22 protein-coding genes are annotated in these 22,252 nt (G+C 66.1%); 12 read left to right on the forward strand and 10 right to left on the reverse strand.

All coding sequences use genetic code 11. From position 1 onward, the window contains the following. A complete protein-coding gene (msrA, locus tag DVS29_RS06800) occupies positions 1 to 552 on the reverse strand; it encodes a peptide-methionine (S)-S-oxide reductase MsrA (RefSeq protein ID WP_118179644.1) in 552 nt (183 codons plus the stop codon). 207 nt (positions 553 to 759) lie between these two features. Here msrA and DVS29_RS06805 point away from each other — a divergent pair, with 207 nt between their 5' ends. Beyond that, positions 760 to 1,269 carry a flavin reductase family protein gene (locus tag DVS29_RS06805; protein WP_118179645.1) on the forward strand — a complete coding sequence of 170 codons (510 nt, stop codon included), beginning with the start codon at positions 760 to 762 and terminating at the stop codon, positions 1,267 to 1,269. 46 nt (positions 1,270 to 1,315) lie between these two features. On the opposite strand, the gene DVS29_RS06810 is transcribed toward DVS29_RS06805, so the two are convergent. Further along, entirely contained in the window at positions 1,316 to 1,828 is a 513-nt protein-coding gene (locus DVS29_RS06810) for an Lrp/AsnC family transcriptional regulator (RefSeq protein WP_118179646.1), read from the reverse strand. 167 nt (positions 1,829 to 1,995) lie between these two features. On the opposite strand from DVS29_RS06810, the gene kynB reads away from it, so the two are divergent. The 3 genes from kynB to kynA all read left to right on the forward strand — a co-directional run bounded on the left by kynB (position 1,996) and on the right by kynA (position 4,908). Then, positions 1,996 to 2,640, forward strand: coding sequence for an arylformamidase (gene kynB / locus DVS29_RS06815; protein WP_118179647.1), 645 nt, complete (start codon positions 1,996 to 1,998; stop codon positions 2,638 to 2,640). 71 nt (positions 2,641 to 2,711) lie between these two features. Beyond that, the gene (gene kynU, locus DVS29_RS06820; RefSeq protein WP_118179648.1) at positions 2,712 to 3,962 is read left to right on the forward strand and encodes a kynureninase; all 1,251 of its coding nucleotides are present in this window, start codon (positions 2,712 to 2,714) and stop codon (positions 3,960 to 3,962) included. Between the two features lie 10 nt (positions 3,963 to 3,972). Beyond that, positions 3,973 to 4,908, forward strand: coding sequence for a tryptophan 2,3-dioxygenase (gene kynA, locus DVS29_RS06825; RefSeq protein WP_240655493.1), 936 nt, complete (start codon positions 3,973 to 3,975; stop codon positions 4,906 to 4,908). A 27-nt stretch (positions 4,909 to 4,935) separates the two neighbouring features. Here kynA and DVS29_RS06830 read toward each other — a convergent pair whose 3' ends face one another. Then, positions 4,936 to 6,477 (reverse strand): FGGY-family carbohydrate kinase, encoded by a 1,542-nt coding sequence (locus DVS29_RS06830; protein ID WP_118179705.1) that lies wholly within the window; start codon positions 6,475 to 6,477, stop codon positions 4,936 to 4,938. A gap of 537 nt (positions 6,478 to 7,014) precedes the next feature. On the opposite strand from DVS29_RS06830, the gene dalD reads away from it, so the two are divergent. From dalD to DVS29_RS06845, 3 genes are all read left to right on the forward strand, one after another. Then, positions 7,015 to 8,418, forward strand: coding sequence for a D-arabinitol 4-dehydrogenase (gene dalD, locus DVS29_RS06835; RefSeq protein WP_118179649.1), 1,404 nt, complete (start codon positions 7,015 to 7,017; stop codon positions 8,416 to 8,418). A 229-nt stretch (positions 8,419 to 8,647) separates the two neighbouring features. Further along, a complete protein-coding gene (gene xylB, locus DVS29_RS06840; RefSeq protein ID WP_118179650.1) occupies positions 8,648 to 10,129 on the forward strand; it encodes a xylulokinase in 1,482 nt (493 codons plus the stop codon). Positions 10,130 to 10,196: 67 nt separating this feature from the next. After that, on the forward strand, positions 10,197 to 11,144 hold the full coding sequence (locus tag DVS29_RS06845) for a sugar-binding transcriptional regulator (RefSeq protein WP_118179651.1): 948 nt from the start codon (positions 10,197 to 10,199) through the stop codon (positions 11,142 to 11,144). 44 nt (positions 11,145 to 11,188) lie between these two features. Here DVS29_RS06845 and DVS29_RS06850 read toward each other — a convergent pair whose 3' ends face one another. Beyond that, positions 11,189 to 11,827 (reverse strand): thiamine phosphate synthase, encoded by a 639-nt coding sequence (locus DVS29_RS06850; protein WP_118179652.1) that lies wholly within the window; start codon positions 11,825 to 11,827, stop codon positions 11,189 to 11,191. 119 nt (positions 11,828 to 11,946) lie between these two features. Here DVS29_RS06850 and DVS29_RS06855 point away from each other — a divergent pair, with 119 nt between their 5' ends. After that, positions 11,947 to 12,357, forward strand: coding sequence for a VOC family protein (locus DVS29_RS06855; protein ID WP_118179653.1), 411 nt, complete (start codon positions 11,947 to 11,949; stop codon positions 12,355 to 12,357). A gap of 67 nt (positions 12,358 to 12,424) precedes the next feature. Continuing rightward, positions 12,425 to 13,156 carry a YceH family protein gene (locus DVS29_RS06860; RefSeq protein ID WP_118179654.1) on the forward strand — a complete coding sequence of 244 codons (732 nt, stop codon included), beginning with the start codon at positions 12,425 to 12,427 and terminating at the stop codon, positions 13,154 to 13,156. 78 nt (positions 13,157 to 13,234) lie between these two features. Here DVS29_RS06860 and DVS29_RS06865 read toward each other — a convergent pair whose 3' ends face one another. From DVS29_RS06865 to DVS29_RS06890, 6 genes are all read right to left on the reverse strand, one after another. Next, positions 13,235 to 14,344: an ABC transporter ATP-binding protein gene (locus DVS29_RS06865; RefSeq protein WP_118179655.1), complete on the reverse strand. Its 1,110-nt coding sequence runs from the start codon at positions 14,342 to 14,344 to the stop codon at positions 13,235 to 13,237. Between the two features lie 57 nt (positions 14,345 to 14,401). Next, positions 14,402 to 15,091, reverse strand: coding sequence for an HAD family hydrolase (locus DVS29_RS06870; RefSeq protein ID WP_118179656.1), 690 nt, complete (start codon positions 15,089 to 15,091; stop codon positions 14,402 to 14,404). Then, positions 15,088 to 15,951 (reverse strand): carbohydrate ABC transporter permease, encoded by an 864-nt coding sequence (locus DVS29_RS06875; protein ID WP_118179657.1) that lies wholly within the window; start codon positions 15,949 to 15,951, stop codon positions 15,088 to 15,090. The genes DVS29_RS06870 and DVS29_RS06875 overlap by 4 nt, the downstream gene beginning before the upstream one ends. Further along, positions 15,948 to 16,883: a carbohydrate ABC transporter permease gene (locus DVS29_RS06880; protein ID WP_118179658.1), complete on the reverse strand. Its 936-nt coding sequence runs from the start codon at positions 16,881 to 16,883 to the stop codon at positions 15,948 to 15,950. The genes DVS29_RS06875 and DVS29_RS06880 overlap by 4 nt, the downstream gene beginning before the upstream one ends. 161 nt (positions 16,884 to 17,044) lie before the next feature. Further along, positions 17,045 to 18,367 (reverse strand): ABC transporter substrate-binding protein, encoded by a 1,323-nt coding sequence (locus DVS29_RS06885; protein WP_118179659.1) that lies wholly within the window; start codon positions 18,365 to 18,367, stop codon positions 17,045 to 17,047. A gap of 64 nt (positions 18,368 to 18,431) precedes the next feature. Further along, positions 18,432 to 19,214 carry an L-iditol 2-dehydrogenase gene (locus DVS29_RS06890; protein ID WP_118179660.1) on the reverse strand — a complete coding sequence of 261 codons (783 nt, stop codon included), beginning with the start codon at positions 19,212 to 19,214 and terminating at the stop codon, positions 18,432 to 18,434. A gap of 275 nt (positions 19,215 to 19,489) precedes the next feature. Between DVS29_RS06890 and DVS29_RS06895 the strand changes: the two genes are divergently transcribed. The 3 genes from DVS29_RS06895 (at position 19,490) to DVS29_RS06905 (ending at position 22,241) form a co-directional block, all read left to right on the forward strand. Further along, a complete protein-coding gene (locus tag DVS29_RS06895; RefSeq protein ID WP_118179661.1) occupies positions 19,490 to 20,428 on the forward strand; it encodes a metal ABC transporter solute-binding protein in 939 nt (312 codons plus the stop codon). Positions 20,429 to 20,503: 75 nt separating this feature from the next. Beyond that, positions 20,504 to 21,466, forward strand: coding sequence for an ABC transporter ATP-binding protein (locus tag DVS29_RS06900; protein ID WP_118179662.1), 963 nt, complete (start codon positions 20,504 to 20,506; stop codon positions 21,464 to 21,466). After that, a complete protein-coding gene (locus DVS29_RS06905; protein ID WP_118179663.1) occupies positions 21,459 to 22,241 on the forward strand; it encodes a metal ABC transporter permease in 783 nt (260 codons plus the stop codon). Before DVS29_RS06900 ends, DVS29_RS06905 begins: the two co-directional genes overlap by 8 nt. Positions 22,242 to 22,252: the final 11 nt, after the last annotated feature.

Consider the following 22,252-nt stretch of genomic DNA (forward strand, 5'->3'; position numbering starts at 1 on the left):
TCAAGCTCCCGCCCTCAACCGATGCGCGAACTTCTGCCGGAACTTCGCGACCTTCGGCGCGACGACGAACGCGCAGTAGCCCTGGTTCGGATGCTGCTCGAAGTAGTTCTGGTGATACGCCTCGGCGGGCCAGTAGTTGCCGTCGAGCGGCAGCACCTGGGTGACGATCTGGCCGTCGTAGATGCCTTCGGCAGCGATGTCGCGAATCGCCTGCAGCGCCGCTTCGCGCTGTGCGTCCGAATGCGTGAAGATCACCGACCGGTACTGCGTGCCGACGTCGTTGCCCTGGCGGTTCAGCTGGGTCGGATCGTGGATCGCGAAGAAGATGTCGAGCACTTCGCGGTACGTGATTTTCGCCGGATCGAACTCGACCTTCACGACCTCCGCATGCCCTGTGTTGCCGTCGCACACCTGCTCGTAGGTCGGCGAGCGCGCGTCGCCGCCGGCGTAGCCCGACTCCACCGCGGTCACGCCGTCGACGCCCAGAAAGACCGCTTCGAGACACCAGAAACACCCGCCGCCGAGGATGGCGGTTTCGCTTGCCTGACTCATGCTGATCGCTCCTTGTTGGTTGCCGCGCGGCTGCGCAGATACGCTGCGCGGCCGTCGCCCGGTCGCCGTCGGGCTCGCCTTACTGGCCGCTGTCCGATTCCGTTAAAATTGGGGCAATTCGCTCAATTTCTACATGACCTCCCACTCGTCTTTTTTCTTTCGGGCGCCGCACGCGGCATGCCTTCCCGCCGCCGGAGCCGCTGCCTGATGAAGCGCGCTAGCCCACCCAACTTCGAGGAACTCGCGTTCAAGCGCGCGCTCGGTCAGTTCGCGACCGGCGTCACGGTGATCACCACGCGCGCGCCGTCGGGTCAGTTGATCGGCATTACCGCGAGTTCGTTCAATTCGGTGTCGCTGAATCCGCCGCTCGTGCTGTGGAGCCTCGCGACGCGTTCGGCGTCGATGCCAGTGTTCCGCAGCAATAGCCATTATGTGGTGAATGTGCTCGCCGCGTCGCAGCTCGATCTGTGCAAACGCTTCGCGACGCTGAAGGGCGACCGGTTCGAAGGCGTGTCGCACGCGGCCGGCGATTCCGGCATGCCGGTGCTCGACGGCGCGATCGCCTGGTTCGAATGTCACAACCGCAGCCGCTACGACGAAGGCGATCACGTGATCTTCGTCGGCGAAGTGGAGCGCTGCGGCATTCACGAAGATGCGGCCAGCATGCAGCCGCTCGTGTTCCAGAACGGCGGCTTCCACGGCCTCGATCCGATCTGACCTGATTGCTCGTGATGGGTAACGCGGGGCGCGGCCGCCCGCGCCCTCACCCCACCGTGCTGCCCGCCCCGCTCCGTCCGCTCACCACCAGCCCGACCGGCACGCCCGAATCTTCCTTCAACGTCTGCAGCACGATGTTCGAGCGGATGTCCAGCACGCCCGGCGCCTTGTAGAGCCGTTGCAGCACGAAGTCCGAGTAGTGCTTGAGGTTGTGCGCGAGCACGCGCAGCAGGTAGTGCGTCTCGCCCGTCACGACGAACGCGCCGACCACCTCCGGCCAGTCGCGCAGCGCTTCCGCGAAACGCTCGTGCCAGTTTTCCTGATCGTTGCGCATCGACACCTGGACGAACGCCTCCAGTTCGAACCCGAGCACCTCGCGGTTCAGGCACGCGCGGTAGCGCTCGATCACCCCCTCTTCCTCCAGCAGCCGCAACCGCCTGAGACACGCGGAAGGCGACAGCGAGATCCGCTCCGCCAGGTCCAGATTGCTGATCCGGCCTTCCTGCTGGAGCACCGCGAGAATACGGCAATCGGTGGCATCGAGTGAGATCGCATTCATTTTCGGTCTCCAATTCCCGGTTATCTCAAATTATGTTCCAGGAGTACGCAAAGACAGAGCTTTTTTTGCAATCACATTTCGTGATGGCAGGCCTATCATTCGAAGCAACGAAGCACGCTTGTTTCCACGCCCTTTCCACACGCTGACAAAGCATTGACCGCGCCGCCATGGACACGTTCTGGGATATCAGCCCGCCCATCTCGACCGCCACGCCCGTCTGGCCCGGCGACACGCCGGTCGGCATCGACCGCGTCTGGCGCATGGAGGCCGGCTCGCCCGTCAACGTCGGACGCGTGACGCTGTCGCCGCACACCGGCGCGCACGCTGACGCCCCGCTGCATTACGCCGCCGACGGCGCGCCGATCGGCGCCGTGCCGCTCGACGTCTACCTGGGCCGCTGCCGCGTGATCCACTGCATCGGCGCCGCGCCCGTCGTGACGCCCGGGCAGGTCGCGCATGCGCTCGATGCATTGCCGCCGCGCGTGCTGCTGCGCACTTACCTGCGCGCGCCGCTCGACGCTTGGGACAACGCGTTCTGCGCGGTCGCGCCCGAAACCATCGATCTGCTCGCCCAGCACGGAGCGCGCCTGATCGGCATCGACACGCCATCGCTCGATCCGCAGGACTCGAAGACGATGGACGCGCACCACCGGATCCGCACGCACCGGATGGCGATTCTCGAAGGCCTCGTGCTCGACGCCGTCGCGCCCGGCGACTACGAGCTGATCGCGCTGCCGCTGAAGTTCGCGACGCTCGATGCGAGCCCGGTGCGCGCCGTGCTGCGCGCGCTGCCTTCACCGGACGACCTTTGACCCGCGGCGCGCATTTGTCACCTGGCTGCCGCTTCCAACCCTCTACTGACGCATTTTTTGACGAAACCATGATGAAGACCCGCGACGACGCTCTCGCGCTCGACCGTGACGATCCGCTCCGAGCACTGCGCGAGCAGTTCGCGCTGTCGCCCGACACGCTGTACCTGGACGGCAATTCGCTCGGCGTGCCGCCGAAGGCCGCCGCCGCCCGCGCGCAGCAGGTGATCGGCGCCGAATGGGGCGAAGGCCTGATCCGCAGCTGGAATACCGCCGGCTGGTTCGCGCTGCCGAAGCGCCTCGGCAACAAGCTCGCGTCGCTGATCGGTGCGGCCGAAGACGAAGTGGTGATCACCGACACGATCTCGGTGAACCTGTTCAAGGTGCTGTCCGCGGCGTTGCGCGTGCAGGCGGAGCGCGCGCCCGGGCGCCGCGTGATCGTATCGGAGCGCTCGAATTTCCCGAGCGACCTGTACATCGCGCAGGGGCTCATCGAGCAGCTCGACCGCGGCTACGAGCTGCGCCTCGTCGACGATCCGTCGGAGCTGCCGGCCGCGATCGATCAGGACGTGGCGGTCGCGATGATCACGCACGTGAACTACCGCACCGGCTACATGCACGACATGGCGGCGCTGACGCAGCACATTCATGCGACCGGCGCGCTCGCGCTGTGGGACCTCGCGCATTCGGCGGGCGCGGTGCCGGTCGACCTGAACGGCGTCGACGCCGACTACGCGGTCGGCTGCACGTACAAGTATCTGAACGGCGGGCCGGGTTCGCCGGCGTTCGTGTGGGTGCCGAAGCATCATCAGGGCACGTTCTCGCAGCCGCTGTCGGGCTGGTGGGGTCACCGCGCGCCGTTCGCGATGGAGCCGTCGTATCGTCCGGACGCTGGCATCGCGCGCTTTCTGTGCGGCACGCAGCCGATGGTGTCGATGGCGCTCGTCGAATGCGGGCTCGACGTGTTCCTGCAGACCGACATGCAGCAGGTGCGGCGCAAGTCGCTCGCGCTGACCGATCTGTTCATCGCGCTCGTCGAACAACGTTGCGCCGAATTTCCGCTCGAACTCGTGACGCCGCGCGAGCACGCGGAGCGCGGCTCGCACGTGAGCTTCGCGCATCCGCACGGCTACGAGGTGATGCAGGCGCTGATCGCGCGCGGCGTGATCGGCGACTATCGCGAGCCGCACGTGCTGCGCTTCGGCTTCACGCCGCTCTACACGCGCTACGTCGATGTGTGGGACGCGGTCGAAACGCTGCGCGACGTGCTCGCGAGCGAGGTATGGCGCGCGCCCGAATTCGCGACGCGCGGCGCGGTGACCTGAGGACACGCCGATGACGAACCCCAACGCTTCCGGCTGCCCGTTCGGCCACGGCTCAGGCCAGCCGAACACGCAAACGACGCAGTCGCAGGACGCCGATCCTGCACAGCAAGGCGGCGATAAGAACGAAGCCGGCTGGCACGACGCGCAGCTCGATTTCTCGCAATCGATGAGCTATGGCGACTATCTGTCGCTCGGCTCGATCCTGTCCGCGCAGCATCCGCTGTCGCCGGATCACAACGAGATGCTGTTCATCATCCAGCATCAGACGAGCGAGCTGTGGATGAAGCTCGCGCTATACGAGCTGCGTGCCGCGCTCGGCGCGGTGCATCGCGACGAACTGCCGCCCGCGTTCAAGATGCTCGCGCGCGTGTCGCGGATTCTCGAACAGCTCGTGCAGGCGTGGAGCGTGCTCGCGACGATGACGCCGTCCGAATACACCGCGATGCGGCCGTATCTCGGCAGCTCGTCGGGATTCCAGTCGTACCAGTACCGGCAGATCGAGTTCCTGCTCGGCAACAAGAACGAGCAGATGCTGAGGCCGCACGCGCATCGCGCCGACGTGTACGCCGAAGTGAAGGCGACGCTCGAAGCACCGTCGTTCTACGACGAAGTGATCCGGCTGCTTGCACGCCGCGGTTTTCCGATCGCGACGGACCGGCTCGATCGCGACTGGACCCAGCCGACCGTGCACGACGCCAGCGTGGAAGCCGCGTGGCTCGAGGTGTACCGCAATCCGTCGCAGCATTGGGAGCTGTACGAGATGGCGGAAGAACTCGTCGATCTCGAAGATGCGTTCCGGCAATGGCGCTTCCGTCACGTGACGACGGTCGAACGCATCATCGGTTTCAAGCAGGGTACCGGCGGCACGAGCGGCGCGCCGTATCTGCGCAAGATGCTCGACGTCGTGCTGTTTCCGGAGTTGTGGCACGTGAGGACGGTGCTGTAGGCAGCGTCCTCACTTCGCTAACTTCGCTTAAGACGCCAACCTGTGCATGGCCGATTTCAACGCGGGATAGAGATCGGCGTAAACGGCAAAACGGTCTGCATAGAGCCGCTGACGTTCCACATCCGGACGCGCGCGCTCGACGAGCCGCACCCAGCCCTTCTGCGCGGTCTCGCGCGAAATCAGCCGCACGCCGTACGCCGCGAGCAACGCGGCGCCCATCGCCGCCTCCACATCCTGCTCGATCGTGAACACCGGGAAGCCGGCGACGTCCGCGATGATCTGCATCCACAGGTCCGAGTGCGCGGCGCCGCCCACCACCACGAGCCGCTCTTCGAGCGACTGCGCGCCTTTGCGGCCGGCCACGATGTTGTGCTGGAGCGCGAACGACACGCCTTCCAGCACCGCGCGATACAGATGCGCGCGCGTATGGAACAGGTTCAGTCCGACGAACGCGCCGCTCGCTTTCGCGTCCCACACGGGGCTGCGCTCGCCCATCAGATACGGCAGGAACGTGACGCCGTCGCAACCGGCGGGAATCCCCGCAGCCTGTTCTTCCAGCAGCCGATGCGGGTCGCCATGCGGCGTGGCCTTCGCCGCTTCGGTTTCCTCGTGGCAGAACTGCTCGCGATACCACGTAACCGACGCGCCCGCGGTGATCGCGCCGCCGAACACGTAGATGTCCTGCAGGCCGTTGAACACATGCGGCATGCTGACGAGCCCATGACGCGCATCGACGCTCTGGTTGATGTAGCCCCAGCACATGCTGGTGCCGATCATCGCGACATGCTGACCCGCGCGCGTCACGCCCGCCGCGAACGTGGCCATCGCCGCATCGACGCCGCCCGCGACGATCGGCGTGCCCGCCTCCAGACCCAGCGGCTCGCACCATTGCGCGAGCAGTCCGCCCACCACGTCCGACGACTCGACGAGCCGCTCCGGCATCATCGTCGCGGGAATGCCGAGCATGTCGAGCGCTTCGTCGGACCAGTCGCGGCGCGCGATGTCGTACACGCCGCCGATGTTGCACGCGGCGCTGTGATCGACGGCGATCTCGCCCGTCAGCTGATGGATCACATACGCGTTCGGCGGCAGGAAGTAGCGCGTCTTCGCCCACACGTCGGGCTCGTGCCCGCGCAACCACAGCATCTTCGTGTAGCCGTAGTAGCTGTCCACGCCGTTGCCGGTGATCGTGAAGAGCCGTTCGGTATCGACGTTCGCGCGCACCCAGTCGACTTCGGCGGTGGCGCGGCGGTCCATCCAGATCAGGCACGGATAGAGCGGCTGCATCTGCGCATCGACCGGAATGCCGGAGCCGCCGTACAGGCTGCTCACGCAGACGGCCTTGATCGACGCGGCCGCGACACCCGCTTCACGCCCCTTCGTCACGCACGCGGCAATGCACTCGGTCACTGCCTTCAGCCACACCGACGGCCATTGCTCGGCCCACAGCGGTTTCGGCGTGTCAGGCTGATAACCCGCCGCGTGCTGCGCGACGATCGCGCCGTGCTGATCGACGAGCAGCGCCTTCGTGCTCTGCGTGCCGATGTCGACGCCGATGACGTAGTCCATGTTGTCTCCGTGATTGTGCTTCGCCGCCTGCATTTTGCCGGACGGAGTCTCGTGATATCACACCTCGATGGAATCGTCGCGGCCACTGCGATCGACCTTGGCACCGCCCGGGTTCGATTTGTAGAGTGAAGAGGCGTTGCCGATGTACACGACGCTTCGGGCCCCGCAGAACGATGCCCGGCTTGATGCGATGCAGCACGTCGAACGAGGCCGCACGCCGTGTCCCGTGAGGCGCGCGAAAGCCTTTCACAGCAGGGCGTCTTGCGGCGCTGCGCGATGAAAAGCGACGCGCTTTGCCTTGACTTTCATTGAAGCGAATACGATCATTCGTTCACGTATAGAGCAAATGCTCTCATCGGCAGTAACAGAACAATTTGCATGGGCTGGAGCGTGCTTGCGCGCTAACTCCAGCTCAACAGCAAAACAACTTGTATGGGACGGCAGTAGCTAAAGCGCTCACGACCATCCACTGCAATCACTTGCATGGGACCAGAGTAAGCGCTGAAGCGCTAACTCTGGCCGACACAGGAGACGCACATGAATAGCGGGCAACGCAGCGACACGAACGTGATCCTGCATATCGGCGCCGGTTCGTTTCATCGCGCACATCAGGCCTGGTACCTGCACCGGCTGAACGAAGCCACGCAGCCGGGCGAACCCCACTGGTCCCTCACCGTCGGCAACATCCGCAGCGACATGAACGCGGTGATGGAAGCGCTCGCGTCGCAAGGCGGCACCTATACGCTCGAAACCGTCACGCCGCACGGCGAACGCGCGTACGAAACGGTGCGCTCGATCGACCGCGTGCTGCCCTGGACCCCGGAGCTGACGGCGCTGATCGAAGCGGGCTCGGACCCGGCGTGCAAGATCATCGCGTTCACCGTCACCGAAGGCGGCTACTACCTCGACGAGCACGATCGTCTCGATCTCAACAATCCCGATCTGGCGTCCGATCTGAACGGCGGAAGCTCGACGATCTACGGCGCACTCGCAGCCATCCTCGAAGCGCGGATGCGCGCGAACGCCGGCCCGGTCACGATGCAGACGTGCGACAACCTGCGCAGCAACGGCGAGCGCTTTCATCGCGGCATGATCGAATTTCTCGAGCGTCGCGGCGCAACCGAACTGCGCGCGTGGTTCGACGCGAACACGACGAGCCCGTGCTCGATGGTCGATCGCATCACGCCGCGCCCCACGCCCGACGTGCGCGAGCGCGTGAAAGCCGCGACCGGCGTCGACGACAAGGCGCCCGTGATGGGCGAGGCCTTCATCCAGTGGGTGATCGAAGATCATTTCGCGGCCGGACGCCCCGCATGGGAGCGCGTCGGCGCGGAACTGGTCGACTCGGTGCTGCCGTACGAGGAAGCGAAAATCCGCATCCTGAACGCCACGCATAGCTGCATCGCGTGGGCGGGGACGCTCGTCGGCCTGTCGTACATCCACGAAGGCACGCTCGATGCCGACATCCGCCAGTTCGCGTACGACTACGTGACGCAGGACGTGATTCCGTGCCTCACGCCGAGCCCGCTCGATCTCGCGAAGTACCGCGACGTCGTGCTCGACCGCTTCGGCAATCCGCACATCCAGGACACCAACCAGCGCGTCGCCGCAGACGGCTTCTCGAAGCTGCCGGGCTTCATCGCGCCGACGCTGTCCGAGTGCTTCGCGCGCGGCGTCGAGCCCGCGGCCACCGCGATGCTGCCTGCGCTGTTCTTCCGCTTCCTCGACCGCTGGCGGCAGGGCAGGCTGCCGTACGCGTATCAGGACGGTGTGATGGACGAGAAGGTTGCGCGCGGCTTCTTCGCGGCCGCCGATCCGGTCAAGGCATTCGCCGCCGACAAGCTGCTGTGGGGCAGCATGGCCGGCGCCGACCAGCTCGAGAACGCGATGCGCGCTGCGCTCGGGCGGGTGGACGCGTGGCTCGTGAAGCGCGGCGCGTAAGGCTTCGCACGCACGTTCCGTTCACCCTGCTGCATCGCCCGATGCCGCGTATCGCGTGATACGCGGCATCATCGTTTTGCGACCGGCATGCGTGCGCGCTATGGCATGCTGGCGATCCTGGCATCCAGGCGCGGACCGCGGGCATATGACGCTCAGGTCTAACGCCCATGGTCATCCGCGCCGCGCGCGGCTAAAGTAGCGCATCCCATCCACTAAGGTTCTGGCGTCCATGTATCTCGGCATCGACCTCGGCACGTCCGAAGTGAAAGTCCTGCTGCTCGCGCCGGATGGCCGCGTGATCGGCACGGCGGGCTCGCCGTTTACGGTGTCGCGCCCGCATCAGCGCTGGGCCGAGCAGAACCCGGCCGACTGGTGGAATGGCACGCGCGTCGCGCTGTCCGCGCTGCGCGCGAAGTATCCCGAGGAATTCGCGCGGATCCGCGGCATCGGCCTGTCGGGCCAGATGCACGGCGCGGTGCTGCTCGATGCCGAAGACCGCGTGCTGCGCCCCGCGATCCTGTGGAACGACATGCGCAGCGTAGAGGAGTGCGACGAACTGACCGGGCGCGCGCCCGAGCTGCACGCGGTGGCCGGCAATCTCGCGATGCCGGGCTTCACCGCGCCAAAGCTCCTGTGGGTCGCGCGTCACGAACCTGAGATTTTCCGCCGCACCGCATGCGTGCTGCTGCCGAAAGATTATCTGCGCCTGCAACTGACCGGCGACAAGGTCTCCGATCCGTCCGACGCCGCGGGCACGCTGTGGCTCGACGTCGCGAAACGCGACTGGTCCGACGCGCTCCTCGCCGCGTGCGACATGCGCCGCGAGCAGATGCCGCGGCTCGCGGAAGGCAGCGCGCCGTCCGGCATGCTGCGCCCGGAGCTCGCACAGGAATTGGGTCTGCGCGAGCCGGTCGTGGTCGCGGCGGGCGGCGGCGACAACGCGACGAGCGCGATCGGCATCGGCGCGACGCAACCGGGCGATGGCTTCGTGTCGCTCGGCACGTCGGGCGTGCTGTGCGTGGTCGGCGACCGCTTCCGGCCGAATCCGGCTTCCGCCGTGCACGCGTTCTGCCACGCGATTCCGGACCGCTGGCATCAGATGAGCGTCGTGCTGTCCGCGGCGAGCTGTCTGCGCTGGGTCTGCAAGCTCACGTCGACCGACGAGCCGACGCTGCTCGCCGAAATCGAAGCATTGCCCGCCGATGCGCCCGCGAACGCGCCGCTCTTCCTGCCGTATCTGTCCGGCGAACGCACGCCGCACAACGATCCGTTCGCACAGGGCGTGTTCTTCGGCATGACGCACGCAACGGACCGCGCGCTGCTCGGCTACGCGGTGCTCGAAGGCGTGACGCTCGCGCTCACCGACGGCCTCGACGCGCTGCGCGCAGCGGGCACCGAAACCGGCGCGCTGTCGCTGCTCGGCGGCGGCGCGCGCAGCACGTACTGGGCGCAGCTGCTCGCCGATGCGCTCAACACCGCCACGCGCAAGCACGGCGGCGGCGAAACCGGCGCGGCGCTCGGCGCGGCTCGGCTCGGCTGGCTCGCGGCAGGCGGCAAGCCGGACGAGGTGCTGACGAAGCCGCCGGTGCAGGCCGAATTCACGCCGAACGCGGCGCGCCATGCGGCGCTGCGCGAACGGCTCGACAGTTACCGCGCGCTGTACCGACACGTACGGCCGCTTTTCGACCCGTCACGCAAACGGCTCGTGTGAAACCGTCTGCGCCCGGGAACATGCCGGTGCGCGTCGTCATCCACGCCGTCACGGAGACCCTTTCATCGTGCCCAGGTCAACCGAAAAACTCGATCTCGCCACCCGCGCCGCGTGGCTCTACTACGTCGCCGGCAATACCCAGAACGAGATCGCCGAGAAGCTCCAGGTGTCGCGGCCGGTCGCGCAGCGGCTCGTCGCGTTCGCGGTGGAAAAGAACCTGATCCGCGTGCGCGTCGATCATCGGCTCGCCGATTGTCTGTCGCTCGCCGAGCAGCTGTCGCGTCGCTATGACCTCACGATGTGCGAGGTCGTGCCGGTGGACGGCGACAGCGCCGACGAGATCGACCGCAAGCTCGCGGTGGCGGGCGCGCAGGTGATGGAGCGCTACCTCGCCGACGAGAAACCGATGGTCGTCGCGGTCAGCAGCGGGCGCACGCTGAAGGCCGTCGTCGATCAGGTCGGCCAGCTCGACCGGCCGCAGCACCGGCTGGTGTCGATGGTCGGCGCGATCGCGCAGGACGGCTCGTCGAACCGCTACGACGTCGCGATGCATCTGTCCGAGAAGACCGGCGGCAAGCACTTCCTGCTGCCCGCGCCGTTGATGGCCGACAACGAGAACGAACGCGCGCAATGGTGCAATCACCGGCTGTACCGGATCGTCGAATCGCTGTCGAAGGAAGCGGATGTCGCGTTCGTCGGCATCGGCAATATCGGGCCGAACTGTCCGCTGCACGAAGACGGCTTCATCACGTCGGCCGAGGTGAAGGAGCTGATGCAGAAAGGCGCGGTCGCGGAAATGCTCGGGCTGCCGATGGACGCGTCCGGTGCGAGCGTAAATTCGCCAACCGGCCGGCGTGTGACGAGCCTGCATCTCGATTCGCCGCCGAAACGGCCGACCATCGGCTTCGCCGGTGGCGAGCGCAAACGCGCATCGGTGATTGCGGCGCTGAAGGGCGGCTGGCTGTCGGGGCTCGTGACCGATGAGCTGTGCGCGCGGGCGGCATTGACGGCGTGAGGTTGGCGGCGCAAGTTTGCTTCGCGTGCTGAGCGCTCTCTCGCTCACCACAACCCGCGAATCGCGGCGATCCCCTGCGCGCCCGCCGTGCGCGCGAACGGCAGATGTTCGGGCCGCATCCCGCCGAGCGCATAGACCGGCACGCGCGCCTGCTGCACCCATTCCGTGAAACGCGGCCAGCCGAGCGGTTCGGCATCGGGGTGCGTCTGCGTCCGCAGCACGGGCGACAACGTGACGAAGTCGACGCCGAGTTGCGCCGCGCGTTCGAGCTGCTGCACATCGTGGCACGCGGCCGAAATCAGCTTGCGCGTGGACTTCACGAGTTCGAGTTCCTGCGCCGACAGCGACATCAGGCGCCGGCTGTTCAGATGGATGCCGTCCGCGCTCACCGGCTTCGTCAGGTCGAACGCTTCGGGCGGACCGTTCGCGATCAGCGTCGCGCCGCGTGCATGGCAGATTCGCAGCGCGTCGCGCGACAGCGCGGTCCATGCGTCCGGCGTCAGCGTCTTCGCGCGCAACTGCACGAGCGTGATGCCCGCCGATAACGCGGTGTCGAGCCGCGCGAGGAACGCGTCGAACCTGGCGCTGGCATCGGTCGCTGTCGCATCGGTCGCTGTCGCATCGGCCTCCGCCGACGGATCGGGCGTGATCAGGTAGCGGTCGGGCAGCGCGGAAGCGGACATGATCGGCACCTGCGGCGAAGTTCGGCGAGGCTTCGATGATAACCGCCGGGCGCGCGGTCCGGTCTCACCGGATAGAATGACCGTCTGGCCCGCTAAGGGCGTTCCTGATTGGTGCCGCCATGCCGCTCACCGGATTCAGCCACTACAACCTGCGCGCATCGCGCGACACGCTCGATGCGCTGCGCGATTTCTACGTGAACGTCGTCGGACTGAAACAGGGCGAACGTCCGCCGTTCCGCCACTTCGGCTACTGGCTCTATGCCGGCGACAACGCGGTGCTGCATCTGTCGGAAGCGCGTCAGGGCGAAGTGCGCCACACGCAGGTGAGCGGCACGTTCGATCACGTCGCGTTCACCTGCACGGACGCTGCGCAGTTCGAAGCGCATCTCACGCGGCTCGGCATCCGCTATCGCGGCGACGTCGTGCCGCTCACCGATCAATACCAGCTGTTTTTCCAGGACCCGGCGGGCAACGGCGTCGAGCTGAACTTCGCGGGCGAAGCGCCGGCCGGCGCCGTCAGCCATCAGTAACCGCGCGGTCACGCCGGCAAGGACGATCGGCAGTATCCTTGCGGGGCCCCCTCACCCGCTGATTCGCATGAATACGACTCCAGACACTCCCCGCCCGCCGATGCGCGAGCTGACACCGCTCGAAGCGCGCGTCCTCGGCGTGCTCGTCGAAAAGCAGCACACCGTGCCGGACACCTATCCGCTGTCGCTGAACGCGCTGACGTCGGGCTGCAACCAGAAGACCGCGCGCGCACCGGTGATGAACGCGAGCGACGACGACGTGATGTCCGCGCTCGACAGCCTCAAGCGTCTCAGCCTCGTCAACGAGGCGAGCAGCAGCCGCGTGCCGCGCTTCGAGCACAACATGGGCCGCGTGCTCGGCATTCCCACCCAGGCGATCGCGCTACTCGCCACGCTGCTGCTGCGCGGTCCGCAAACGGCCGCCGAGCTGCGGATGAATTCGTCGCGGCTGCATACCTTCGCGGACAACTCGTCGGTCGAAGCGTTTCTCGACGAACTCGCCGCGAAAGAGCCGCCGCGCGTGATCAAGCTGAACCGGATGCCCGGCGAGCGCGAAAGCCGCTGGATGCATCTGCTGTGCGGCGAGGTCGATCAGGACCTCGCGCTGGCGCCTGCTTCGTCAGCGCTCGCCGGCGCCGACGGCTCGCGCAACGAGTTCGATCTGCTGAAGGTCGAATACAAGGCGCTCGCCGATGAAGTCGCGCGGCTGCGTTCGCAGCTGCGCCGGATGGCGGACGAACTCGGCATCGATATCGACAAGGGCGACGCCGATACCGGCACCGACGTGCAGCAGACGTAAACGCACAACGGCCACCGCGTGTGATCGCGGTGGCCGTTCATGTCTTTCGCGCGAGCGGAGCGCGAGCTTATCGCGCCATCAAGCCGCCAGCACCTCGACGATCTTGCGTTCGAACGCCTGGCCATTCGAGTCGAACAGATGGCAGTGGTCCGGCGTCGCGCCAAGCTTCAGCGTCTCGCCCTTCGTGTGCTTCTCGAGCGGTGGAATGCGCGCAATCATGCCTTCCGGCGCAACCGGGCACTCCGAGTACAGATAGGCCGCATCGCCGAGCGATTCCACCGTCATCGTGCGCGTCGCGACGCCGTCGTCGCCCGTCACCACGTGCAGATGCTCCGGCCGGATGCCGACCGTCACCTTGTCGCCCTGCTTCGCGCTGCCCGGCTCGACTGCCACGCGCTGCGTTTCGCCGGTGTCGTAGCGCACCGTCACGCCATCGGCCGCCACCGCCTGCACGACGCCATCGAGGAAATTCATCTTCGGCGAGCCGATGAAGCCCGCGACGAAGCGGTTCGCCGGCGCGTGATAGAGCCGGTTCGGGCTGCCCACCTGCTCGACGTTACCCGCCGACAGCACGACGATCTTGTCCGCGAGCGTCATTGCCTCGACCTGATCGTGCGTCACGTAGATCATCGTCGTCTTCAGTTCGTCGTGCAGACGCGCGAACTCGAGGCGCATCTTCACGCGCAGCGCGGCGTCGAGGTTCGACAGCGGTTCGTCGAACAGGAACACCTTCGGCTTGCGCGTGATCGCGCGGCCGATCGCGACGCGCTGACGCTGGCCGCCGGACAGCTGCTTCGGCTTGCGGTCGAGCAGATGGTCGATGTGCAGGATCTTCGCCGCGTTGCGCACGGCCGCGTCGATCTCGGGCTTCTTCGTGCCCGCGAGCTTGAGGCCGAACGCCATGTTGTCGTACAGCGTCATGTGCGGATAGAGCGCGTACGACTGGAACACCATCGCGATGCCGCGCTTCGCGGGCGGCACCTCGTTCACGCGCACGCCGTCGATGCTGAGGTCGCCGCCGCTGATGTCCTCCAGACCGGCGATCATGCGCATCAACGTCGACTTGCCGCAACCGCTCGGCCCCACGAACACGACGAACTCGCCGTTCGCGATGTCGAGGTTGATGTCGCGCATGACTTCGTTGTCGTCATAGCGCTTGCTGATGTTGCGCAAGGTCAAGCTTGCCATGATGTTGTCTCCTGTTTTACTACGCTGTTGCGCCTGGTTCGCACACCGACGTTTCCGTCAGTGCGAACCGACTGCTGCATGAAGCATCCATTGGGCGACGAGCGCGGGCAGCCGCTGCATGTCGTCGAACACGTGCTGCGCGCCGGCGGCGTGCAGCGCCTCGATCTGTGCGTCGTTCGCATGGCCGCCGCCGATGAAGCCGAGCACGCTCATACCGGCCGCGCGCGCCGCCGTCACGCCCGTCACGCTGTCTTCCACCACGAGGCAGCGCTGCGGCGCGATGCCGAGCTCCTGCGATGCGGCGAGATACACGTCCGGCGCGGGCTTCGGCTGCGCGACCATATCGGCGCAGAACACGCGGCCTTCGAAGTGCGCGGCGAGTCCGGTACGGGCCAGCACCGCGCGCACGTACGGCGAATGGCTGTTGCTCGCGCAGGCCTTCGTGAGCGGAATCTGCGCGAGCGCAGCGGCGATGCCGTCCACGGCCGGCGCCTGGACCGCCGCGCCCTCCACCGCCGCGCGGATCGCGTCGATGTCGTGCTCGTCGAGCGTACGGTCGAGCGCGGTCGCGACGCCGTCGAGCACGCGCTCGATGCGCAGGCCAAGCAGCGGGAGCACCACCGGTTCGACGTCGGCATCGGGCCAGCGCGTCTCGAGCTCGTGCACGAGCATCCGCGCGGCGACGGCTTCGCTGTCGATCAGTACGCCGTCGCAATCGCAGATCAGCAGGTGCTGCGTGTCGGTCATTTCACCGCCCCGAAGGTCAGGCCACGCACGAGCTGTTTCTGCGACAGCCAGCCGACGATCAGGATCGGCGCGACCGCCAGCAGCGACGCGGCCGACAGCTTCGCCCAGAACAGGCCCTCAGGGCTCGAATACGACGCGATGAACACCGTCAGCGGCGCCGCGTTCGAACTCGACAGGTTGATGCTCCAGAACGCCTCGTTCCACGACATGATGACGAGCAGCAGCGCCGTCGATGCGAGGCCCGGCAGCGCCATCGGCATCAGCAGGTAGATGATTTCCTGCCACGTCGCCGCGCCGTCGATGCGACCGGCTTCGAGAATGTCGCGCGGAATCTCGTTGAAGTACGTGAACGCCATCCACACCGCGATCGGCAGATTGATCAGCGTGTAGACGATGACGAGACCCGAGACCGTATCGAGCAGCCCGCTGTTCTTCCACAGCAGATAGATCGGCACCAGCACGCCGACCGACGGCATCATCTTCGTCGACAGCATCCACAGCAGCACCGACTGCGTGCGCTTGTTCGGGAAGAACGCCATGGCATACGCGCAGGGCACCGCGAGCACGAGGCACAGCACCGTGACGCCGACCGAGATCAGCACCGAGTTCCATGCGAACGCGAAGTAGTTGCTGCGCGCGAACACCTCGCGGAAGCTGTCGAGCGTCGGCGTGAAGAAGAGCGACAGCGAGTACGCCTGCTGCTCGGTCTTGAACGCCGTGATCGCGATCCAGAAGATCGGGAAGAACAGCAGCAGCGAGACGATCCACGCGACGATGCCCGGGATCGCGCGCCCCACAGATTCGAGCGGCGAGCGGGTGGGCGCCGTGGTCGGCGCCGGAGAAGAGACGGCCTGGCTCATTTTTCGTACTCCCCTTTGAGGTTCTTCGCGAGCATGCGCACGAGGAAGAACGACACGATGTTCGCCAGCACGACCGCGAGAATGCCGCCTGCGGACGCGAGGCCGACGTCGAACTGCTGCAGGCCGAGTGCGTAGATCAGGTACGACAGGTTGGTGGTCGCGTCGCCCGGACCGCCGCTCGTCGTCGTGTAGATCTCGGCGAAGATCGACAGCAGGAAAATCGTTTCCATCATCACGACGACCGCGATTGCCCGTCGCAGGTGCGGCAACGTGATGAAGAAGAACATCGAGAACGGGCCGGCGCCATCGATTTTCGCGGCTTCCTTCTGCTCCTGGTCGAGCGACTGGATCGCCGTGAACAGGATCAGGAACGCGAACGGCAGCCATTCCCACGACACGATGATGACGATCGACGTGAGCGGATAGGTCGCGAACCAGTCGATCGGCGTGAGACCCATCCAGCGCATCACGGCCGCGATGATCCCGTACACCGGGTGGAAGATCATGTTCTTCCAGATCAGCGCGCTGACCGTCGGCATCACGAAGAACGGCCCGATCGCGAGCAGCCGCGCGATGCCTTGTCCGTAGAACTTGCGGTCGAACAGCACCGCCATCAGCACCCCGCCCACCACCGTGACCACGAGCGTCCAGCCGATCAAGAGCAGCGTGTTGATGATCGACGGCACGAACGACGGATCGGTCGCGAGGTACTTGTAGTTGTCGATGCCCGCGAAACCCTTCAGGTCCGGGTTCAGCAGGTTGTAGTGCGAGAACGAAAACCAGATCGTCATCGCGAGTGGAATCGCCATCCAGAGAAACAGCACGGCGACCGACGGCGTGATCAGCCAGCGGGTCGACGATGCTCTTCGCGCTTCGCGATCCTGCTCGGTGTGGGCGTGTACCTGCATGAGAGGAAGATTGGTGTGACGCATGATCGGGCCACCTCTTCGGTAGTGCGCGAACTGCGCGGAGGACGCAGCCGCTGTGCTGCTGGGTCCGGCCGGCGGGCACCGGCCGGAACGCTTCGGTCCCGGCACACGGCGGCTATGCGCCGCCGCGCGCGGACCTCACTGGCGCTTGCCTGAGAGCCAGCTTACTTCTGGTAGCCGGCCTGGCGCACTGCGCGATCGGCTGCCGCGTTACCCGCGGCGAGTGCCTGGTCGACCGACATCTGGCCTGCCACCGCACCCGAGATGCTCTGGCCGACCACCGTACCGAACGACTGGAACTCAGGAATGCCAACGAACTGCACACCCGTGTACGGCACCGGCTTCGCGGTCGGATGATTCGGATCCGCGGATTCGATCGCCTTCAGCACGAAGTCGGAGAACGGTGCGGCCTGCTTGTACTCCGGACGGTCATACGTCGACTTGCGGGTGCCCGGCGGCACTGACGCCCAGCCTTCGTCCTTCGCGACCATTTCGATGTACTGCTTCGACGTCGCCCACTCGATGAACTTCTTCGCCGCATCCTGCTGCTTCGACGACTTCGGAATCGCGAGCGCCCACGACCACAGCCAGTGCGAGCCGTTCGGCGTGACTTCGACCGGCGCCGGCGCGAAACCGACCTTGTCCGCGATCTGCGACTGCGACTTGTTGTAGAGCATGCCCGCCGCCACCGTCGCGTCGATCCACATGCCGCACTTGCCCGACGACATCAGCGTCAGGTTTTCGTTGAAGCCGTTCGAGCTCGCTCCCGGAGGGCCATCCTTCTTCAGCAGGTCCGTGTAGAACGTGACGGCCTTCTTCCATTCCGGCGACGTCAGCTGCGCGTGCCACTTCTCGTCGAACCAGCGGCCGCCGAAGGTGTTCACGAGCGTCGTCACGTACGCCATGTTCTCGCCCCAGCCTGCCTTGCCGCGCAGACAGATGCCGTAGACGCCGTTCGCCTTGTCGGTGAGCTTGTCGGCGAACTCCTTGATCTGGTCGTAGGTCGGTTGCGCCGGCATCGTCAGGCCCTTCGCCTGGAACAGGTCCTTGCGATAGAACGTCATCGAGCTCTCGACGTAGAACGGCAGCGCGTACAGCGTGCCGTTCGACGACAGGCCGTCACGCGCGGGCTTCACGACGTCGTTGAGATCGTAGTCGGCCGGCAGGTTCGTGAGCGGCGAGAGCCAGCCGCGCTTGCCCCACTGCGGCGCTTCGTACGTGCCGATCATCATCACGTCGAACTGGCCGCTGTTGGTCGTGATGTCGGTCGTCGCGCGCTGACGCAGCACGTTCTCCTCGAGGATCACCCAGTTGAGCTTGATGCCGGGATTGGCCTGCTCGAACGCTGGCGCCAGCTTCTTCAGCTCGATCATGTCCGGGTTGTTCAACGCGGCAATCGTCACCGTCTGTGCGGATGCGCCGAGCGACGCGCACAGCACGGCAGCAGCGCTCACCGCCTTCAGCGCGAATCGATGGACTGGTTTCATTGCTTGTCTCCTTTTTCGTTTGATGCGTGGCTGCGTTCTGGCGCCAACGTTTTGCGGGTGGAAATCAGCTCATCCAGTTGCCGCCGTCGACGTTGAGCGTCTGGGCGGTGATGTAATCGGCATCCGCCGAAGCTAGAAAGAGTGCGGCGCCGGTGAGGTCCTCGGGTACCCCCATCCGGCCGAGCGGAACCGCTTCGCCGACGAGACGTTTCTTCTCGCCGATCGGGCGGTTCTCGTAACGCGCGAAAAGGGCATCGACGTCTTTCCACATCGGCGTATCGACGACGCCGGGTGCGATGCCATTGACGTTGATCTTGTGCGGTGCAAGCGCGAGTGCGGCCGATTGCGTATAGCTCAGCACGGCTGCCTTCGTCGCGCAATAGTGCGAAACCAGTGCCTCGCCGCGACGCCCTGCCTGCGACGACATGTTGATGATCTTGCCGCCTTGCCCCTGCTCGACCATCTGGCGCGCAACGAGTTGCATCAGGAAGAACATGCCCTTCACGTTGACGGCGAAGAGCCGGTCGTACACGTCCCAGGATTCGTCGAGCAGCGGGCGCATGTCGAACAGCGCCGCGTTGTTGAAGAGGATATCGATGCGGCCGAAGCGCTCGACCGTCGCGGCGACGATGCGTTCCAGATCGTCGCGGCGCGTGACGTCCGCCGACAGCGTGAGCACGCGGTCCGGAGCGGACTCGACGAGCGCCTGCGCGAATGCATCGGCCGGCTTCACGTCGACCAGCACGCAGCGCGCGCCTTCGTCCAGATAGCGACGCGCGACCGCTTCGCCGATACCGCTGGCCGCGCCCGTCAGAATCGCCACCTTGTCCTGCAATCGTGCCGTCACAGACTGTCTCCGATCGTTCTGCTTTTGCCCTGCGCAGTGAGCGAACGCTCATCACGCGATCAATTGCTCTGTTTGTGGTCGAATGATCGGATACGTGTCGGACGATGTCAAGCCGCGCATCGAGATTTCGATGGTGCGCCGCGTCAGTCCATCGTAGGTCATTTCCGCGCGAATCGATGACACGCTTCGTGATACGTTATATCATCGCGCCTCCGGTATCCTGGCTGCTTCGGATACCTCTTTCGCGCCTGCTCCCCTTCAGAAGAGTACCGACGATGACCACGTCCAGCCTTTCACCCTCGCTGCCCAACTGTCTGCATAAGCGTCTGCGCGCCGTGCGCCGGATCGCGCTGTCGCTCGCCGGCGGCTTCGCCGCCCTCACCTTCGCGCACGCCGCGTTCGCCGCCGGCGGCAAGCTGCCGGTCGTCGCCGCCGAGAACTTTTACGGCGACGTGATCAAGCAGCTGGGCGGCGACAACGTCGACGTGACCAGCATCCTCAGCAACCCCGACCAGGATCCGCATCTGTTCGAAGCGAGCCCGAAGACGGCGCGCGCGCTGCAGAACGCGAGCCTTGTGGTGTACAACGGCGCCGATTACGATCCGTGGATGGCCAAGCTGCTGGGCGCGTCGAAGAACGCGAAACGCACGGTGATCGTCGCGGCGGACCTCGTGGGCAAGAAGGCGGGCGACAACCCGCATCTGTGGTACGACCCGCAGACGATGCCCGCTGTCGCGCGCGCGGTCGCCGCGGCGCTCGATTCGGCTGACCCGGCGCACAAACCGGCGTACGATGCGAACCTCGCGAAGTTCCTCGCGTCGCTGCAGCCGATCGACAGCAAAGTCGCCGATCTGAAGGGCCGCTATGCGAAGGTGCCGGTCACGGCGACGGAACCGGTGTTCGGCTATATGTCTGATGCGATCGGGCTCGACATGCGCAACCTGAGCTTCCAGCTCGCAACGATGAACGACACCGAGGCAAGCGCGACGGACATCGCCGCGTTCGAACGCGATCTGCACGAGCGCCGCGTGCACGTGCTGATCTATAACAGCCAGGCCACCGAGGCACTGACGAAGCGCATGCTGAAGCTCGCGAAAGACTCGAAGGTGCCGACGATGAGCGTGACGGAGACGGAACCGGCGGGCAAGCATTACCAGCAGTGGATGCTGTCGCAACTCGACGCGCTCGACACCGCGCTGGCAGCCTTCAAGTAAAAGTAACGACGCGCGGCGCACGAACGCCGCCGAAGCCTGCACAATGCAGGCAAGAGACACGCAACACGGACATCCATGAACCAGACCGACCGCCCGACCGCGCGGCCCGCCGACGGCACCTCCGCTAGCGCGCCCGCGCTCGAGCTCGACGCGGTCACGCTCGAACTCGGCGAACGCACGATCTTGCGCGACGCGAGCCTCACCATCCGCCAGGGCGAGTTCATCGGGGTGCTCGGTCCAAACGGCGCCGGCAAGACGACGCTGATGCGCGCGGTGCTCGGTCTCGTGCCCGCGGCGGCCGGCTCGATCCGCGTGCTCGGCGAGACCGTGATGCGCGGCAACGCGTCGATCGGCTACATGCCGCAGACGCGCAGCGCGCTTGCGGGGCGCCGGGTACGCGGCCGCGATTTCGTCGCGATGGCCGCCGACGGTCACCGCTGGGGCCTGCCGCACGCGGATCCGAAAACGCGCGCCGATGTCGACCGCGTGCTGGAACTCGTCGGCGCGACAAAGCTGGCCACGCGGCCGCTGTCGGAGCTGTCGGGCGGCGAGCGGCAGCGGCTGCTGCTCGCGCAGTGCCTGCTCGGCGAGCCGCGTCTGCTGCTGCTCGACGAACCGCTGATCAGCCTCGATCCGAATCATCAGCGCGGCGTCGTGGAACTCGTGCGGCGCGTGCAGCGCGAGCTCGGCATCACGGTGCTGTTCTCCGCGCACGAACTCAATCCGCTCCTCAACGCGCTCGACCGCGTGCTGTATCTCGGCAGCGGCGTCGCGGCGCTCGGCACGGTCGATGAAGTCATCACGAAGCCGGTGCTGTCGCGGCTGTACGGTTCGCCGATCGACGTGATGCGCGTGAACGGCCGCATCTTCGTGATGTCCGGCGACGTCGAAGTGGAAAAGCACGATCACGAGCACGAAGACGAAGACGGCCACGCGCACGACCATGGCGCGGCGTCGCATGGGCATTCGCACGCGCATGCTCACGAACACTCGCATCACCATCACGCCTCACGCGACGGACACACGCACGATGTTTGAATACGACTTCATGGTCAACGCATTCGCGGCGTCGGGGATCGTCGCGGTGCTGGCGGGGATCGTCGGGTATTTTCTGGTGATGCGCGGGCAGACCTTCGCGGGGCACGCGCTATCGCACGTCGGCTTCACGGGCGCGACGGGCGCCGTGCTGATCGGCATCTCGCCGATCTGGGGGATGATCGGCTTCACGCTCGCCGCGGGTGTCGGCATGGGCGCCCTCGGCGAGCGCCTCGCGGGCCGCGATGTCGCGATCGGCGTGATCCTGTCGCTGTCGCTCGGCTTCGGTCTGCTGTTTCTGCACTTCTTTACCGCGTATGCGACGCAGGTCACCGCGCTGCTGTTCGGCAACGTGCTCGGCGTGAATACGGAGACGCTCGGCGTGCTTGCAGGGCTCGCGGTCGTGAGCCTGATCGCGCTCGCGGCAATCATGCGGCCGCTCCTGTTCGCGTCGCTGCAACCTGAGCTCGCGGAAGCGAAAGGCGTATCGCTGCGCTTCGTGTCCGTGCTGTTTCTCGCGATCACCGCGCTCGCGGTGGCGGCGTGCACGCAGATCGTCGGCGTGCTGCTGGTGTTCACGCTGATGGTGGGGCCGGCCGCGGCCGCGCAGAACATGACGACGCGGCTGTCGAGCGGGCTCGTCGTGGCCGCGCTGCTCGCGCTCGTGCAGGCGTGGCTCGGCGTGACGCTCGCGTTCTACACCGACTGGCCGACGAGCTTCTGGATCACCGCGCTCGCCGCGCTCGTCTATGCGGGGAGTCTGCTGGGGCGTCGTTAACCGCGCCTGAC

The sequence above is a fragment of the Paraburkholderia phosphatilytica genome, from assembly GCF_003443895.1.
In the GTDB taxonomy this organism is placed as follows: Bacteria; Pseudomonadota; Gammaproteobacteria; order Burkholderiales; family Burkholderiaceae; genus Paraburkholderia; species Paraburkholderia phosphatilytica.